Raw genomic sequence first — 14,591 nt, forward strand, 5'->3', positions numbered from 1 at the left:
TCGCCGGTCACTCGCCGCCGCGAAACGCAAGGATGAGCTGGATCAGCCGTACCGTCAGCGCGATATAGAAGAACGTCATCACGATCTGGTACGCGATATGCCAATTGAGCTTGGCGAGCTTGTAGAGCCCGTCGAGAAAATTCAGCACCAGGAGGATGACGCCGAACAGCATGACGCCGCGGCCGATAAGGCCGTGCCTGAGATAGCCGAACAGAACGATCGCCGGCTCGGAGCTCGAGACATGCGCGCCGGCCGATACGATCAACGTCCCGATAATCATCTTTTCGATGTGAGAGAATATTTCCTTTGAGACCGGTTCGACACGTTCAGCATAGAACGCCAGCCATTTGGGCCTGACCTGCGCCATTGGATTTTCCTTGAGTTTCCTTGCAGCGATGAATGAAAGTTTCACTACAGCGGGTCCGCGATCAAGAAGCAAGGAGGCGAGCTGCCTGACGGGCGCCGTGACCATTTCCGCAGAACCTTGAAGAAATTCCAACCATAGAAGTCCGGGAGATTGAGATGCGTTACCTGCTGATCGTTGCGTCCGCCCTGTTTGCCTTCGGCACCGCCATGACATTTGAATCGACCGATGCCAACGCCGTGGTATGCGCCAGGGGCGTCTACCGCGCCGGCTGCGCCGGAGCGCGCGGTGCGGTCGTTGTCCGCAAGCCCGCCGTGGTGTGCAGATCGGTGTGGGTGAACGGCGTGAGGGTGCGCCGCTGCACCTGAGCCTCGTTCAAACCAGGAGCTTCCGCAGAGCGGACCACCGTTCGCGATAGAGCCTTCGACTGAAGCGAGCCCATGGCGCCGGTCCTGGCCTGGTCGGGACCGGTGCAGTTCGCGCGCCCTCATCATTTTTCTGTAGCGCAAATTGCCGGCGCGGATTAGTCTTCATTCCAATTAGTAAGTATACTGTCTATCTGGGAGGAAGACGTGCGCATCGCCGTCATTGGCGGAGGCCCCGGCGGGCTCTACTTCGCCTATCTCTGGAAGCGGCGCCATCCGGACGCGCATATCGACCTGTTCGAGCAGAACCCTGAAGGCGCGACCTGGGGATTCGGCGTCGTATTCTCCGAGCAGGCGCTGGAATTTCTGCGCGCCGACGATCCAGAGACGGTCGACGCCATCACGCCACGGATGGAGAGTTGGAAGAACATCACGCTCAATCTGCGCGGGCAGAGCGTCGAGATCGACGGCATCGGCTTCTCCTCGATCGGCCGGCTCGAACTGCTGACTATCCTGCAGCAGCGCGTGCGCGCAGCCGGCGTCGCGGCGCGCTATGACACCACGATCAAGTCGCTCGGCGAACTCGCTGGCTACGACCTGATCGTTGCCGCCGACGGGCTGAACTCGCTGGTGCGTCGCGGCTTCGAGAAGGAGTTCGGCGCCACGGTTTCGCACGCGACCAACAAGTTCGCATGGTACGGCACCAGCAAACGCTTCGCCACGCTGTCGCAGACCTTCGTGAAGACCGATCGCGGCTTCTTCAACGCGCATCACTACCGCTATTCGCCCTCGATGAGCACCTTCCTGGTGGAATGCGACGCGGCGACCTGGCGGGCCTATGGCTTCGAGAACAAGACGATCGAAGAGTCAAAGGCGATCTGCGAAGAGATCTTCGCGGAGACGCTCGGCGGCCATTCGCTGGTTTCGAACAAGTCGGTGTGGCGCAATTTCCCGTGGATCTGGAACGAGAACTGGTCGCACGGCAACATGGTGCTGATCGGCGACGCCTTGCATACCGCGCATTTCTCGATCGGCTCGGGGACGCGGCTCGCCATCGAGGACGCGATCGCACTGACCAAGGCGCTGCAGGCGGAGCCGGAAATTTCCGCCGGTCTCGCCCGCTACCAGGCCGAACGCAAGCCGACCGTGCAGAAGCTGGTGACGGCCGCGCGCACCAGCGCCGACTGGTACGAACGCTTCCCCGAACACATGAAGCTCGACCTGATGGATTTTGCCTACAGCTACATCACCCGCTCCGGGCGGATCGCCGACGCCCGGCTGCGGGCGATGTCGCCGGAATTCATGGCGCGCTACGAGGCGGCGAAGACAACCGGGAGCCAGGCATGACGTCGGACATTTCCGATTCCGTCCCGCGCGACAATCCGGGCAGCCGCGAGATCGGTTTTGCGGTTCCGGAACGCTACAACGCGAGCCGCATCCTGTTCGACAATCTCGCTGAAGGCCGCGGCGAGCGGCTGGCGCTGACCGGCCCCGGCGGCACGCGCACCTACGCCAGACTTTGCGCCGAAGCCGCGCAATGGGGCCGGGGCTTTCAGTCGCTCGGCCTGAAGCGCGGCGACCGCATCCTGATGTTCCTCGACGACACGCCGGCCTACCCGGCGGCGTTCTTCGGTGCGGTACGCGCCGGCTTCGTGCCGCTGTTGATCAATACGCTGACGCCGCCGGACCTGCTGCAGTTCTATCTCTCGGATGCCGGTGCTGCTGTCGCGGTCGCGGAAGCCGAGTTTACCGCGCGGTTCAACGCGGAGGCCTGCAAGGACACGCCACTCAAGACCCTGATCGTGGTCAATGGCGCCGCGAGCCCGCACGCCGCGCCTCATACCCTCGTCGCGCAGGAATGGTTGGAGCACTTCCCGACCGATCTGGCGGAGGCCGACACCGGACGCGACGACATGGCGTTCTGGATGTATTCGTCCGGCTCGACCGGCCGCCCCAAGGGTATCGTCCATCTGCAGCACGACATGGCCTATAGCGAGCAGGCGTTTGCGCAGAACGTGCTGAAGCTGACGGCCGACGACATCTGCTTCTCGGTGCCAAAGATCTTCTTCGCCTACGGCTTCGGCAACGCCATCACCTTCCCGTTCACGGTCGGCGCCGCGACGCTGCTGCTGCCGGGACAGCCGAAACCGGCGGCGATCTTCGAGACGATCGCGCAGTATCGGCCGACCGTCTTTTATGGACTGCCGACGCTCTACACCTCGCTGACCAAGGCCGAAGGCGCTGAAGATGCCGACTTCTCTTCGCTGCGCATGACGCTGTCAGCCGCCGAGGTACTGTCGGCGGAGGTCTTCAACGGCTGGAAGGCACTGACGGGGATCGAGATCATCGAGGGTCTCGGCTCGACCGAAGTGCTGCACATCTATCTCTCCAACCGTCCCGATAGGAAGAAGCTTGGCGCGGCGGGCCTGCGTGTGCCCGGCTATGAAATCCTGCTCAGGGACAAGGACGGCCGCGAGGTCGGCGACAACGAGGAAGGCATCCTGTGGGTACGCGGCGATTCCAACACGCCGCTGTACTGGAACCGGCCGGACAAATCGGCGGAGACCATTCGCGAGGGTGGCTGGATCTACACCGGCGACCGCTTCGTGCGCGACGCCGATGGCTTCCATTTCTTCCGTGGCCGCGCCGACGACCTGATCAAGATTTCCGGCCAGTGGGTCTACCCGCTCGAGGTCGAACTATGCCTCGCCGAGCACCCCGACATCCGGGAATGCGCGGTGTTCGCCGCCGAACTGCCCGACAGGCGCATGACGCTGAAGGCGGTGGTGGTGATGAACCAGCGCGAGTTCGACGAGAACGACGCGACGAAGAGGCTGCAGGACTATGTGAAGACAAGGCTGCTGCCCTACAAATATCCGCGCGAGATCAGGTTCATCGCCGAATTGCCGAAGACCGGAACCGGGAAGATCGATCGTCAGGCGCTGATGAGGATGTAGCTACCGCAGAAAGAGGCACTACAACGTGCCCCGGATGCAGCGCAGCGAAATCCGGGAACGGTCTTGCCAAAGGCGATATTCCCCCGGGTTGCGCTTCGCTCCACCCGGGCTACCCACTCACCCTCAACCCGCCTTCCCCAGATGCTCCAGCGCATCCTCCGCGCGCAGCGGCACGCGCGAGGCCTCGTTGTTGAGGTCGACGAGCTGCGTGAGCAGCGCCAGCAGCGTCTTGCGGTCGGCGGGTTTCAGCGGCTGCAGCATGCGCAGTTGCGCGCGCTCGACCGACGGCATGATGTCGCGCAATACGGCCGCGCCCGCCTTCGAGAGATGGAGCAGCTTGACGCGCTTGTCCTCGCGCGAGGGCTTGCGCTCGATCAGCGACTTGCTCTCCAGCCGCTCGATCACGTTGCCGAGCGTCGAGCGGTCGAAGGCGATCACCGCCGACAGCCGCGTGGCGTCGATGCCGGGATGGGTATGGATCGCCACCAGCGACGCGTATTGCACCGGGGTGAGATCGAACGCGCTGCATTCCTCGACGAAGATCGAGACCGCGATCTGCTGCATGCGGCGGAACAGATAGCCGGGCGCGGCGTAGACCGCGTCCATGGTGATGGTATCAGGCTTACTCGGCATCGGTCTGCCTGTCCGGTGCGGCGTCCGCGAACGCCTTCATGTCCCTGGCCGCGGCCTCCGCCTCGAGCAGGCGAGGAAACGCAGACACATCGACCCCGAAGCGCCGCGCGTTGCCAAGCTGCGGCACCAGGCAGAGATCGGCCATCGTCGGCTTATCGCCGAAACAGAACGGCCCCTTCTCGCCTTTGACCAGCGCTTCGCAGGCGACAAGGCCCTCGCGATTGGCCCAGGCCGCCCATTCCGTCACCTGCTCCTCCGGCACGCCGAGCTGGCGCAGCCGGTTCAGCACCTTCAAATTCTGCACCGGATGGATGTCGCAGGCGATCGCGAGCGCAAAGGCGCGCACTTTGGCACGGCGCAGCGGGTCGCGGGGCAGCAGCGGCGGATTGGGATGGGTCTCGTCCAGCCATTCGATGATCGCGAGCGACTGCGTCAGCACGGCACCGGCCTTCTCCAGCGTCGGTACCAATCCCTGCGGATTCAGCGCGAGATAGGCCGGCGCGCTCTGCTCGCCCTTGCGAAGGTGATGCGGCAGATGCTCGGCCGTCAGCCCCTTGAGGTTGAGCGCGATTCTGACCCGGTAGGCCGCGGCGCTGCGAAAATAGCCGTGCAGCTTCATCGAAAACCTCCCTGATTGTTCCGACCCTTCCGGGCTTTACCACATTGACGCTACCCAACTCGTAAGTATACTGTCAATCTAGAACCATAAGAATGACGGGAGGCTTGCCATGGAAGCCGTGCAGAAGACGCCGGAACGCGAGGCGTTCTACAGGAAGATCGACGGCGAAAATCTCTCCGCGCTGTGGAACGTGATGAACGACCTGATCACGCCGGAGCCGCGCAGCGCGTGCCGTCCGCATCTCTGGAAGTTCGCTTCGATCCGTGACTACATGACCGAAGCCGGCAAGCTGATCACCGCCAAGGAAGCCGAACGACGCGTGCTGGTGCTGGAGAACCCCGGCCTGCGCGGCCAGTCGAAAATCACGACGTCGTTGTTTGCCGGCGTGCAGATGGTGGTCCCCGGCGACGTCGCGCCGGCGCACCGCCACAGCCAGTCCGCGCTGCGCTTCGTGCTGGAAGGCAAGGGCGCCGCGACCGCCGTCGACGGCGAGCGCACGCTGATGGAGCCCGGCGATTTCGTCATCACGCCGTCGATGACCTGGCACGACCATTCCAACGAAACATCGGAGCCGATGTTCTGGCTCGACGGCCTCGACATTCCGATGGTGCAGTTCTTCGATGCGTCCTTTGCCGAAGGATCGAACGAGGACCAGCAGAAGATCTCAAAGCCCGCCGGCGACAGCTTTGCCCGCTACGGCCACAATCTGCTGCCGGTCGACGAGAAGCGCAAATCCAGGACATCGCCGATCTTCAACTATCCCTATAGCTATACGCGCGAGGCGCTGGAGCGCGCCAGGGTGCGCGAGGAGTGGGACGCGTGTCACGGGCTGAAGCTGAGATTCTCCAACCCCGAAACCGGCGACTTCGCGATGCCGACGATCGGCACCTTCATCCAGTTGCTGCCGAAGGGGTTCAAGACGGCGCGCTACCGTTCAACCGACGCCACCGTGTTCGCCGCGATCGAGGGTAAGGGGCGCACGAGGATCGGCGACCAGGTCTTCGAGTGGGGCGCGCGCGACCTGTTCGTGGTGCCGAGCTGGCACTGGGTCACGCATGAAGCGGAAACCGACTCCGTGCTGTTCTCGTTCTCTGATCGGCCGGTGCAGCAGAAGCTCGACCTGTTCCGCGAAGATCGCGGGAATGCGTGAGGAGTGGCACGCTCTCCGTCGTCATTGCGAGCGAAGCGAAGCAATCCATCTCGCGGCAAGCGGAGACATGGATTGCTTCGTCGCTATCGCTCCTCGCAATGACGGTGGAGACACCGCAGCACAACGTCACCGCCAGTGCAGCAACCGTGCCTCCAGCACGTTGATTGCCTTCCCCACCGCCAGCCCGAACAGCGACAGGATCACGACGCCGGCCAGCAACTGATCGGTCTGCATGAGATTGCCGGCCTGCAGCACGAAGGCGCCGATGCCGTATTGCGCGCCGATCATCTCCGCGCTCACCACCAGCAACAGCGCCACCGACGCGGTGATGCGGAACCCTGCGAGAATCGACGGCAGCGCGCCCGGCCAGATCACTCCCGTCACGATGGCGTGGAACGGCACGTTGAAACTCTGCGCCATCCGGATCAAATTGCGCGGCACCGCGTCGACGCCGCTATAGACCGAGATCGCGGTCGAGAAGAACACGCCGAGCGCAATGGTCGCGATCTTCGGCTCCTCGCCGATCCCGAGCCAGAGGATCAGGAGCGGCAGCAGCGCGATCTTGGGAATCGGAAACAGCGCCGAGATGAAGGTGATGCCGACGCCGCGCGCCAGCGTCGACAGCCCGATGCCGAAGCCGACGATCACGCCGGCCACCGTGCCGATCAGCCAGCCCGAGCCGATCCGGACCACCGAGGCCGAAACGTGCTGCCAGAGCGCGCCTGATAAAGCGAGCTTGTAGATCGCGACCGCAATCGCCGAAGGCGCCGGCAGGAACAGCGCGTTGACCCAGCCGGCGCTGCCGGCGAGTTGCCAGATCGCGATGACAAGCGCCAGCGCGATCCAGCCCGACGCGCGGCCGGCGCTCGGCGTAAAGCCGGCGCCGCGGAACGCGACCGGCCGCGGCTTGCTCTCGTCCCGGCGCGTTTCCTGTGGCGCGCGGTCAAGCATGCTGCACCTCGCGCTCGGCGTCGATCGCCTCGTCGCGGATCAGCGACCACAACTGGTTCTGCAGGCTGAGCAGTCTGCCGCGGGCGTCGACGCCACCGCGCTCAGTGCGCGTCATCGGAATGGTCACGGCCTCGCGAACGCGGCCCGGACGGCGCGACAGCACCACGATGCGATCAGCAAGCCGCACCGCTTCTTCCAGATTATGCGTAATATAGACCGCGCCCATCGTGCCGTCGGCGAGCAGGCGGATGAAATCCTCCATCAGCAATTCGCGCGTCTGCGAATCCAGCGCCGACAGCGGCTCGTCCATCAACAGGATCGCCGGCCGCACCGCCAGCGCCCGCGCGATGCCGACGCGCTGGCGCATGCCGCCGGACAATTGCTTCGGATAGGCGCCGCAAAAATCCGATAGCCCGGTGCGGCGCAGCGCATCGTCGACGACAGTTTTCCGCGCAGCGGCGTCGAGCGCGGTGTGAACCAGCGGAAATTCGACATTGGCTTCCACCGTGCACCACGGCAGCAGCGCGAAATCCTGGAACACGAAGGTCAGCGGATTGAGGCTTTCGGCCGGCGGTGCGCCGCGCAGTTCGGCCTGTCCCGCGCTCGGCCGCAGCAACCCGCCAAGGATCGACAGCAGCGTGCTCTTGCCGCAGCCGGACGGCCCGACGATCGCGACCACCTCGCCGGCGGCGACGGTGAACGACACGCGGTCGAGCACGTCGAGCTTGCCGAAGCGATGGCTGATTTGGTCGGCGATCAGGTCCATGTGGTTCCCAGTTCGATGTTAGCCCCATCAATCCGCCTTCACATATTCCTTCGCGATGATCGCGTCAGCGTCAAATCCCTTGTCGACAAAGCCCTGGTCCTGCAGCCAGCCGATCTGGTTGGCGACATTCCTGACGTCGAGCTTGCCCTCGGGATCGATATACGCGCAATTGCCAACCACCTGCTCCACCGGCAAATTGGTATATTTGGCGATGATCTCGAGCAGCGGCTTGGTCTTGTCGTTGATATCGGCCTTGCCGTCCTTCACCGAGGCCAGGATCACGTCGTGATATTCGCGATCGGCCCGCGCCAGCGCCGCAAGGAGTTTTGTCACCAGCGGCTTGCTGGTCAGCGTCTTCGGCGAGGCGAACACCGCACCCAGTTGCCACGGCGTTTCGTCGCCGACCCAGCCGAGCAATTTCGCGCCGCCGGAATCCACCAGCGCCCGCGCGGTCGAGATCGGCAACAAGGCCGCATCGACGGTCTCGCCCTTCAGCGCCGCGGCGGCATTGGACAGCGACTGCAGCGGCATGATCTTCACATCCGCCAGCTTGAAGCCGTATTTGTCGGCGAGCAGCCCAAGCGAATAGTGAAAGCTGGAGCCGACCTGCGTCACCGCGATGCGTTTGCCCGCGAGATCCTTCGGCGTCTTCAGCCCGGCCGCATAGGCGTTATTGGCGGCGAAATAGCCGATCAGGGGATAGCCCGCCTTCTCGCGGCTCATGCCGCCGATCACCTTCAGCGTGCCCTTGCCGGCGAGATTGTAGAGCCCGGCCGTGAAGGCGGTGATGCCGAAATCGACATCGCCGGAGGTCGTCGCCACCGCGATCGGCTGCGCCGCGTCGAAGAATTTCAGCTCGATATCGAGCCCGGCCTCGCGGAAATAGCCCTTGTCCTGCGCGATGAAAACCGGCGCCGAGGACGACAGCCGCAGCACGCCGATTTTTGCTTTCAGCACATCCTCGGCGCGGGCGATCCCGCCTGCCGCCATCGCCACCATGCCCGCCAGCGCCAGCCGCGCAAACATCCTCATCCGGCTTCCTCCGTAACGCTTACAGGCCGTCGGGTAGGGATTGATCCCGCCCGATGAACGCGCCCTGTTGCTTCAGCATCTGTTGCAGCTTTTCAACCGCGATGTCCCGCGGAATCGTATTCCCCGACAGCGCCAATGACGCGGCGAGGCCCGCCGCCTCCCCCATCGCAAAGCAGGCGCCGGAGACCCGCGCCGCCGACTGGCCCTCATGGGTCATCGAGGCGCAGCGTCCGGCCATCAGGAGATTGTCGATGCCCTCAGGCACCAGCATGCGATACGGCAATTCGTTGAAGCCGCGCGATTCCGGGATCGGCGGGAACTTGAACACGACATCGCCGGCGACATGCTGCTCCATCGGCCAGCCGTTGACGCCGATGGAATCCTGAAACGAGGCGCAGCCGAGCACGTCCTCGCCCGACAGCATGTAGCCGCCGATCACGCGCCGCGTCTCGCGGATGCCGAGCTGCGGCGGCAGATCGACGATGTAGGATTTTTCAAAACCCGGCACGGTGCGCAGGAATGCGAACGCCTCGACCGCCTGCCGCCGCCCCTCGATTTCGCCGCGCGTCATCTGGTCCGGATCGATCCCGCTCACCGCGCTGCCGTCCTCGCGCGCAAGCTGGGTGAAATTGACCCGCCACTCGATCGCCGAGCGCTGCGGCCGCACGATCGCGGTCTTGCGCGGGAAATGATGCGTGCCCGCGGCCTCGGCCTTTTCCATCAGCATTGGAATGGTCCGCCAGGCATCGCCCGCCTTCTCGGGGTCGATGCCGTTGAGGCGGAACATCATCGAGGGGTACATCATGCCGCCGGCATTGTCGCCGACCTCAAAGGGCGCCCCCGCCCAGGCCGCGAGATCGCCGTCGCCCGAGCAATCGAGGAAGATGCCGGCGCGTATCGCCTGCCGCCCGGCCTTGGTCTCCACCATCAGCGCGTCGATGCGCCGCGCGTCGCCCATCACGGCGCCGGCGCCCAGCGCGTGAAAGAGGATGTCGACCTTGTGCGCGGTCAGGAGATCATCCGCCGCGATCTTGTAGGCGGCGGTGTCGTAGGCCTGCGCAAGGATCTTGCCGAGGATCAAATGCGGCGCGTTGAGGCCGTCCAGCCGGTCGATCCGCGCCAGCAGGTCGGAGGCGACGCCCTGCACCACCCGGTGCATCTCGCCGTGGACATTGGCGTGCAGCCCGCAAAAATTGGTAACGCCGGCAGCCGTGCCCATGCCGCCGAGAAAGCCGTAGCGCTCGATCAGCAGCGTGCGGCGGCCGGCGCGAGCGGCAGCAACGGCGGCGGCAATGCCGGCCGGCCCGCCGCCGAGCACCGCGACTTCGTATTCGCCATAGAGCGGGACTTCGCGGGCGGGCTCGATGATGGTTTTGACAGGCAAGCGCAACTTCCCGGGATCGACACTGGAGGCCGAGGCCTCCCGACCCATCCTAGCTAGCGCGCCGCGCTGAACGGCTCAAGTTCCGACCCGCAGCGGCGAAGCCAACTTTCGTAGCGCCGCGATCACCGACAGCGCGGTGATGCGGCCCGTCTTGGGATTCTCCGACGGAATGTTCTCGATCGACATCGAGAACGAGGCAGAATCGGAATCCACCCTGATCTGGTGGCAGTTCCGCGTCACCGCCGGATCGGCCCAGATCTCGATCGTGGTGCGATCGGGGCCGATGCCTGCGAGCGACAGCGCCGCCACGACATTGACGTTGGCCGGAAACGCCGCCGCCGCATCGCGCGCCGAACCATTGAAGACACGGAGCGCCGAACTCAGCCCCTCCACGGAAATGCCGTTCTCCACTAGGTAGGGCGCGCCGGCGAGACCGCGAGGCGGCTTGCGCGTCACCATCTGCACCGAATGAATGATGCCTTCGGCGGCGGCCGACACTGCATCGAATCCGATCAGCGCTCCGGTCGGCACGATGATCTGGCCGCCATGCGCCCGCGCGAGATCGACGAGTTCAGGACGCGGCAGCAGCGCGCTGGAACTGAGCACCATCACCTGCTTTCCCGCGCCCAGCATCGGCCGGCAGATCTGGTCGAGGATCGCAGCCGGCGCACATTCGACGGCGAGGTCGGCATGGCCGGGCAGTTCATCGAGCGAAACCAGCGCCGCGCTGATGCCCTCGGCATCGAGCCACGCCTGCGCTTTCGCACGGTCCCTCGTCGCAATTGCCGCGAGCGACAGGCCCGGCAGCCCCTGCGCCATCTTACGCGCCACGGTTCGGCCGATCTCGCCCAGCCCAGCGATGGCGATACGTTTGGTTGGCAAATCTGATACTCCGGTAGCTGATGCCGTACAGCGGCAGGTCGAAGCGACTATGCGCTCTTCCCCCAATTCGCCGCGCGCTTCTCGGCGAACGACGCCAGCCCCTCCGACGCCTCTTTGGTCTGCCGCCGCGCCGAATGCATCTTCACCAGCCGTGCATAGGCCGCGTCGTCGACCGCCATGCCGCCGAACGAGCTTTCCAGTGCCAGCGCCTTGGTCTCTGCCAGCGCTTGCGGCCCGTTGGCGAGCAGTTGCTCGACGACCTTGGCGCCCGCCGTCTCCAGATCGGCCAGCGGCACCACCTCGTGCGCCAACCCGATGCGCCGCGCCTCCTCGGCGCCGAACCGTTCGCCGGTCAGCGCGTAGCGGCGCACCTGGCGGACGCCGATGGCGTCGCAGAGTTGCGGGATGATGATCGCCGCCGTCAGGCCCCAGCGCACTTCTGTGATCGAGAACATCGCATTGTCGGCGGCGATCACGACGTCGCAGGCCGAGATCACGCCGGTGCCGCCGCCGAAACAGCCGCCCTGCACCAGCGCCACCGTCGGGATCGGCAGCGTGTTCAGCCGCTGCACCGCCTCGAACGTCGCGCGCGATACCGCCTCGTTCTCCTCGATCGATTTCGGCCGCACACCGTTGATCCATTTCAGGTCGGCGCCGGCCTGGAAATGCTTGCCGTTGCCCTTGAGCACGACGACGCGAAGGTTCGGCTTCCTGCCGAGATCGTCCATCGCCGCAAGCACGCCGCCGATCAGCCCGCCGTCATAGGCATTGTTCACCTCGGGACGATTGAGCGTGACGGTCGCGACACCGCGGGCGTCGAGATTCCACAGGACGGGATTGGCAGTCATTCGGTGGCCTCATTGTTCGGCATTCTTGTTATGCCGAACAATAGGCCGGGATCGCAGGCGATGTCACGGCCGCCGAATTACCAGCGGCCGTAGCGCCGCCGATCTGCCCGGTCCGCCACAGAGGTCCGCCGCGGGCCGATCGCCTCGAACTGGGCCTTCTGCTCGTCGGTCAGCGTCGCGTAGAAGCCGTCAAGCGCCGACCGGACCTGCTTGACCGCATCCAGCATGACGTCCAGCCGCTTGCCGGTCGCCGCGAGCCGTGCGGTCGGCGTCGCGGCTTCATCAGGCTTGCACGAGGTGGCCAGCATTTCGGCCGCCCTGGCGCTGGCGTCCTGCAGCGCCGTCAGCTTGCCGCGCTGCGCCTCCGTCGGGTGCAGTCTCGTCTCGATTTCCTCGGCCGGCCATTGCAGGTTCGAGGATTGCGTGACCTCGCAGGGCCGCGCCAATGATCGGCTACGGCGCCGCTCGGTTCTTCGTTCCTGATCTTCGGCAACCGCGTTCAGCCGCGCCTTCTGCTCGTCGTTCAACAGGCCGTACAGCTTCTCCAGCGGCGGCTGCACGGTCGCGACGCCGGCAATCATCGCCTCGATCCGCTGCTGCATCGAGGCCAGCCGGCCGGACGCCGTCAGCGCGATCGAGGACGGGCACGCCGCCTTGATCTTCTGGGCGGAAGTCACCGACGCATTGGCGAGATCGTCGAGCGCTGCGCGCTGCACCTCGGTCGGCTCGATCGCCTGCGCGATCAGGTCGATCGGCAGCCCTGCGATTTCGCGGCTGTCCTCGCCGCACAACAGCGACAGCCGGTCCGGCCCGCCGGAAGAATCCCGCGGCGGCAAGTAGCCCGACAGGCCCCGATAGTCGTACGGCCCGAACAGGCCGGCATAGATGTCGTCGTAGCCGTAGTACCAGAACGGCGCGCCGACGCGCGGTCCCCACAGCGCATAATCATAGATGTCGAAATAGGCGAACGGCCAGAACAGCGGCCCGACCCAGCCATATCCGCCATTGCCATGCCGCCACCAGCCGCCCCTGCCGCGGCCGTAGTGCCATCCTGCCAGCGCCGCGCCTGCGGTGACGCTGGCGCGCATGGCCGGACTGTGCAGGGCGGCGGAATAGCGATAGTGGCGAGCGAGCGCGCGAGAACTCATCGCACGGCCGCCACCTGCGTAATTCATGCGCGGTGACGAAAATGATCGCGGCGCGGAAAACGAACGGTGTGATCTGGCATGGAAGTGGCCGCCACCATGATGCCGGCCGCCGAAATGGTGCCCGTGGCCTCCGCCACGATGGCCGCCGCCGTGATGACCGCCATGGTGACCGCCGCCATGACCGCCGCCGTGGCCGCCGCCATGACCGCCGCCGTGGCCGCCTTTCGCGATCGCGAAGTCTGCGATCGTCAGCGCTGCTGCGAAGACAATCGCGGCAATTCCGACTGCGATCCTTGACATGGCACGTTCCTCACCGTTACCCGTCCCATTGCCGTTATGCCGCGAGCGTGACGGCTTGCGGATGAACACCCACTGAACGGCGGGGGTTCCCACGCTACCAAGGCCGCGCCTTCCGCAATCCGCCCTGTGCGGCAGGCCGGTTGCGCCCGGGCCGCGCTTCGTGAAGACTGAGAACGCCATTCCCTCCCGACAGGATCTTCTCGTCCCATGCGGATTTGCGTTTTCGGTGCCGGCGCCGTCGGCAGCCATTTTGCGGTGCGGCTCGCGCGTGCGGGACATGACGTTTCCTGCGTGATGCGGGGCGCACATCTGGATGCCGTGAAAGCCGGCGGATTGACGCTGCGGGTCAGAGATGGCGAGTTCAAGGCGAAGGTGCGCGCATCCAGCGATCCCGCCGCGCTCGGCCCGCAGGACGCCGTGATCTGCACGCTGAAGGCAACCGGCCTGCCGAGCCTCGCAGACAGTTTGCAGCCGCTGCTCGGCGACGATACTGCCGTGGTGTTCGCGCAGAACGGTATTCCCTGGTGGTACGATATCGGGCTTTCGCCGAAACATCCGCCGGTGCCCGATCTGGCCTTCCTGGACCCCGGCGGCCGCCTGCGCGCGGCGATCCCGAAGGAGCGCATCGTCGGCGGCGTGGTGTTTTCATCCAATGAAGTCACAGCCCCAGGGATGGTCGCGAACCTGTCGCCCGAGCGCAACCGCCTCCTGATCGGCGAATGCGACGACCGCGCCAGCGCGCGCGTCGCAAAACTCCGTGCCGCCCTGAACGAGGCTTCGATCGAGTCGCCCGATGTCGCGCAGATCAGGGAGACGATATGGTCGAAGCTCCTCACCAACATGTCGATGTCGGTGCTGTGCCTCCTGACCGGGCTGACCGCGCGGGCCGTGCGCGACGATCCTGATCTCGCCGACATCGTGCCGCGCCTGCTGGATGAGGCCAACAACGTCGCGCAGAGCTGCTTTCCGGAAGTCAAGCGGGTGACGCGCACGGGTCCCGCGCCGGACCACAAGCCATCGATCCTGCAGGATTACGAACTCGGCCGCGCCATGAAGATCGATGTGCTGGTCCGCGCGCCCGCCGCGTTTGCGCGCGCTGCCGGGCTTTCGACACCGACGCTCGACATGCTCGGCGCGCTCGCCACCCGCCAGGCGCGCGAAAAGGGGCTCTATCAGGGATAGCCGGGCTCCC

The 14,591-nt window shown here is 65.3% G+C and carries 16 protein-coding genes; 6 read left to right on the top strand and 10 right to left on the bottom strand.

Annotation, left to right across the window (positions count from 1 at the left end; translation table 11 throughout):
• Nucleotides 1-7: 7 nt before the first annotated feature.
• Nucleotides 8-412: a hypothetical protein gene (locus tag V7E26_RS01220; RefSeq protein WP_324412603.1), complete on the bottom strand. Its 405-nt coding sequence runs from the start codon at nucleotides 410-412 to the stop codon at nucleotides 8-10.
• A 110-nt stretch (nucleotides 413-522) separates the two neighbouring features.
• Between V7E26_RS01220 and V7E26_RS01225 the strand changes: the two genes are divergently transcribed.
• The 3 genes from V7E26_RS01225 (at nucleotide 523) to V7E26_RS01235 (ending at nucleotide 3,686) form a co-directional block, all read left to right on the top strand.
• On the top strand, nucleotides 523-732 hold the full coding sequence (locus V7E26_RS01225; RefSeq protein WP_324412605.1) for a hypothetical protein: 210 nt from the start codon (nucleotides 523-525) through the stop codon (nucleotides 730-732).
• Between the two features lie 204 nt (nucleotides 733-936).
• Nucleotides 937-2,076, top strand: a complete 1,140-nt coding sequence (locus V7E26_RS01230) for an FAD-dependent monooxygenase (protein ID WP_324412607.1) — start codon at nucleotides 937-939, stop codon at nucleotides 2,074-2,076.
• The gene (locus V7E26_RS01235) at nucleotides 2,073-3,686 is read left to right on the top strand and encodes a benzoate-CoA ligase family protein (RefSeq protein ID WP_324412609.1); all 1,614 of its coding nucleotides are present in this window, start codon (nucleotides 2,073-2,075) and stop codon (nucleotides 3,684-3,686) included. Before V7E26_RS01230 ends, V7E26_RS01235 begins: the two co-directional genes overlap by 4 nt.
• Nucleotides 3,687-3,809: 123 nt before the next feature.
• Here the strand turns inward: V7E26_RS01235 and V7E26_RS01240 are convergent, their stop codons facing one another.
• Nucleotides 3,810-4,319 carry a MarR family winged helix-turn-helix transcriptional regulator gene (locus V7E26_RS01240; RefSeq protein WP_324412611.1) on the bottom strand — a complete coding sequence of 170 codons (510 nt, stop codon included), beginning with the start codon at nucleotides 4,317-4,319 and terminating at the stop codon, nucleotides 3,810-3,812.
• Entirely contained in the window at nucleotides 4,309-4,938 is a 630-nt protein-coding gene (maiA, locus tag V7E26_RS01245) for a maleylacetoacetate isomerase (RefSeq protein WP_324412613.1), read from the bottom strand. The genes V7E26_RS01240 and maiA overlap by 11 nt, the downstream gene beginning before the upstream one ends.
• 109 nt (nucleotides 4,939-5,047) lie before the next feature.
• On the opposite strand from maiA, the gene gtdA reads away from it, so the two are divergent.
• Entirely contained in the window at nucleotides 5,048-6,088 is a 1,041-nt protein-coding gene (gene gtdA, locus V7E26_RS01250) for a gentisate 1,2-dioxygenase (RefSeq protein ID WP_324412615.1), read from the top strand.
• Between the two features lie 126 nt (nucleotides 6,089-6,214).
• Here the strand turns inward: gtdA and V7E26_RS01255 are convergent, their stop codons facing one another.
• The 7 genes from V7E26_RS01255 to V7E26_RS01285 form a co-directional block, all read right to left on the bottom strand.
• On the bottom strand, nucleotides 6,215-7,039 hold the full coding sequence (locus V7E26_RS01255) for an ABC transporter permease (protein ID WP_324412617.1): 825 nt from the start codon (nucleotides 7,037-7,039) through the stop codon (nucleotides 6,215-6,217).
• The gene (locus tag V7E26_RS01260) at nucleotides 7,032-7,805 is read right to left on the bottom strand and encodes an ABC transporter ATP-binding protein (protein WP_324412619.1); all 774 of its coding nucleotides are present in this window, start codon (nucleotides 7,803-7,805) and stop codon (nucleotides 7,032-7,034) included. The genes V7E26_RS01255 and V7E26_RS01260 overlap by 8 nt, the downstream gene beginning before the upstream one ends.
• A 27-nt stretch (nucleotides 7,806-7,832) precedes the next feature.
• Entirely contained in the window at nucleotides 7,833-8,837 is a 1,005-nt protein-coding gene (locus V7E26_RS01265; RefSeq protein WP_324412621.1) for an ABC transporter substrate-binding protein, read from the bottom strand.
• Nucleotides 8,838-8,856: 19 nt separating this feature from the next.
• Nucleotides 8,857-10,221, bottom strand: a complete 1,365-nt coding sequence (locus tag V7E26_RS01270) for an FAD-dependent oxidoreductase (protein ID WP_324412623.1) — start codon at nucleotides 10,219-10,221, stop codon at nucleotides 8,857-8,859.
• Nucleotides 10,222-10,296: 75 nt separating this feature from the next.
• Nucleotides 10,297-11,103: an aspartate dehydrogenase gene (locus V7E26_RS01275; RefSeq protein WP_324412625.1), complete on the bottom strand. Its 807-nt coding sequence runs from the start codon at nucleotides 11,101-11,103 to the stop codon at nucleotides 10,297-10,299.
• A gap of 47 nt (nucleotides 11,104-11,150) precedes the next feature.
• Nucleotides 11,151-11,951 (bottom strand): enoyl-CoA hydratase-related protein, encoded by an 801-nt coding sequence (locus tag V7E26_RS01280; RefSeq protein ID WP_324412627.1) that lies wholly within the window; start codon nucleotides 11,949-11,951, stop codon nucleotides 11,151-11,153.
• Nucleotides 11,952-12,028: 77 nt separating this feature from the next.
• A complete protein-coding gene (locus V7E26_RS01285) occupies nucleotides 12,029-13,099 on the bottom strand; it encodes a Spy/CpxP family protein refolding chaperone (protein ID WP_324412628.1) in 1,071 nt (356 codons plus the stop codon).
• Between the two features lie 78 nt (nucleotides 13,100-13,177).
• Here V7E26_RS01285 and V7E26_RS01290 point away from each other — a divergent pair, with 78 nt between their 5' ends.
• Both V7E26_RS01290 and V7E26_RS01295 read left to right on the top strand, forming a co-directional pair.
• Complete coding sequence (locus tag V7E26_RS01290; RefSeq protein WP_324412629.1) at nucleotides 13,178-13,396, top strand: hypothetical protein; 219 nt, start codon at nucleotides 13,178-13,180, stop codon at nucleotides 13,394-13,396.
• Nucleotides 13,397-13,606: 210 nt separating this feature from the next.
• Complete coding sequence (locus V7E26_RS01295; RefSeq protein ID WP_324412631.1) at nucleotides 13,607-14,581, top strand: ketopantoate reductase family protein; 975 nt, start codon at nucleotides 13,607-13,609, stop codon at nucleotides 14,579-14,581.
• Nucleotides 14,582-14,591: the final 10 nt, after the last annotated feature.

This window comes from Bradyrhizobium sp. (genome assembly GCF_036735945.1).
GTDB lineage: Bacteria > Pseudomonadota > Alphaproteobacteria > Rhizobiales > Xanthobacteraceae > Bradyrhizobium.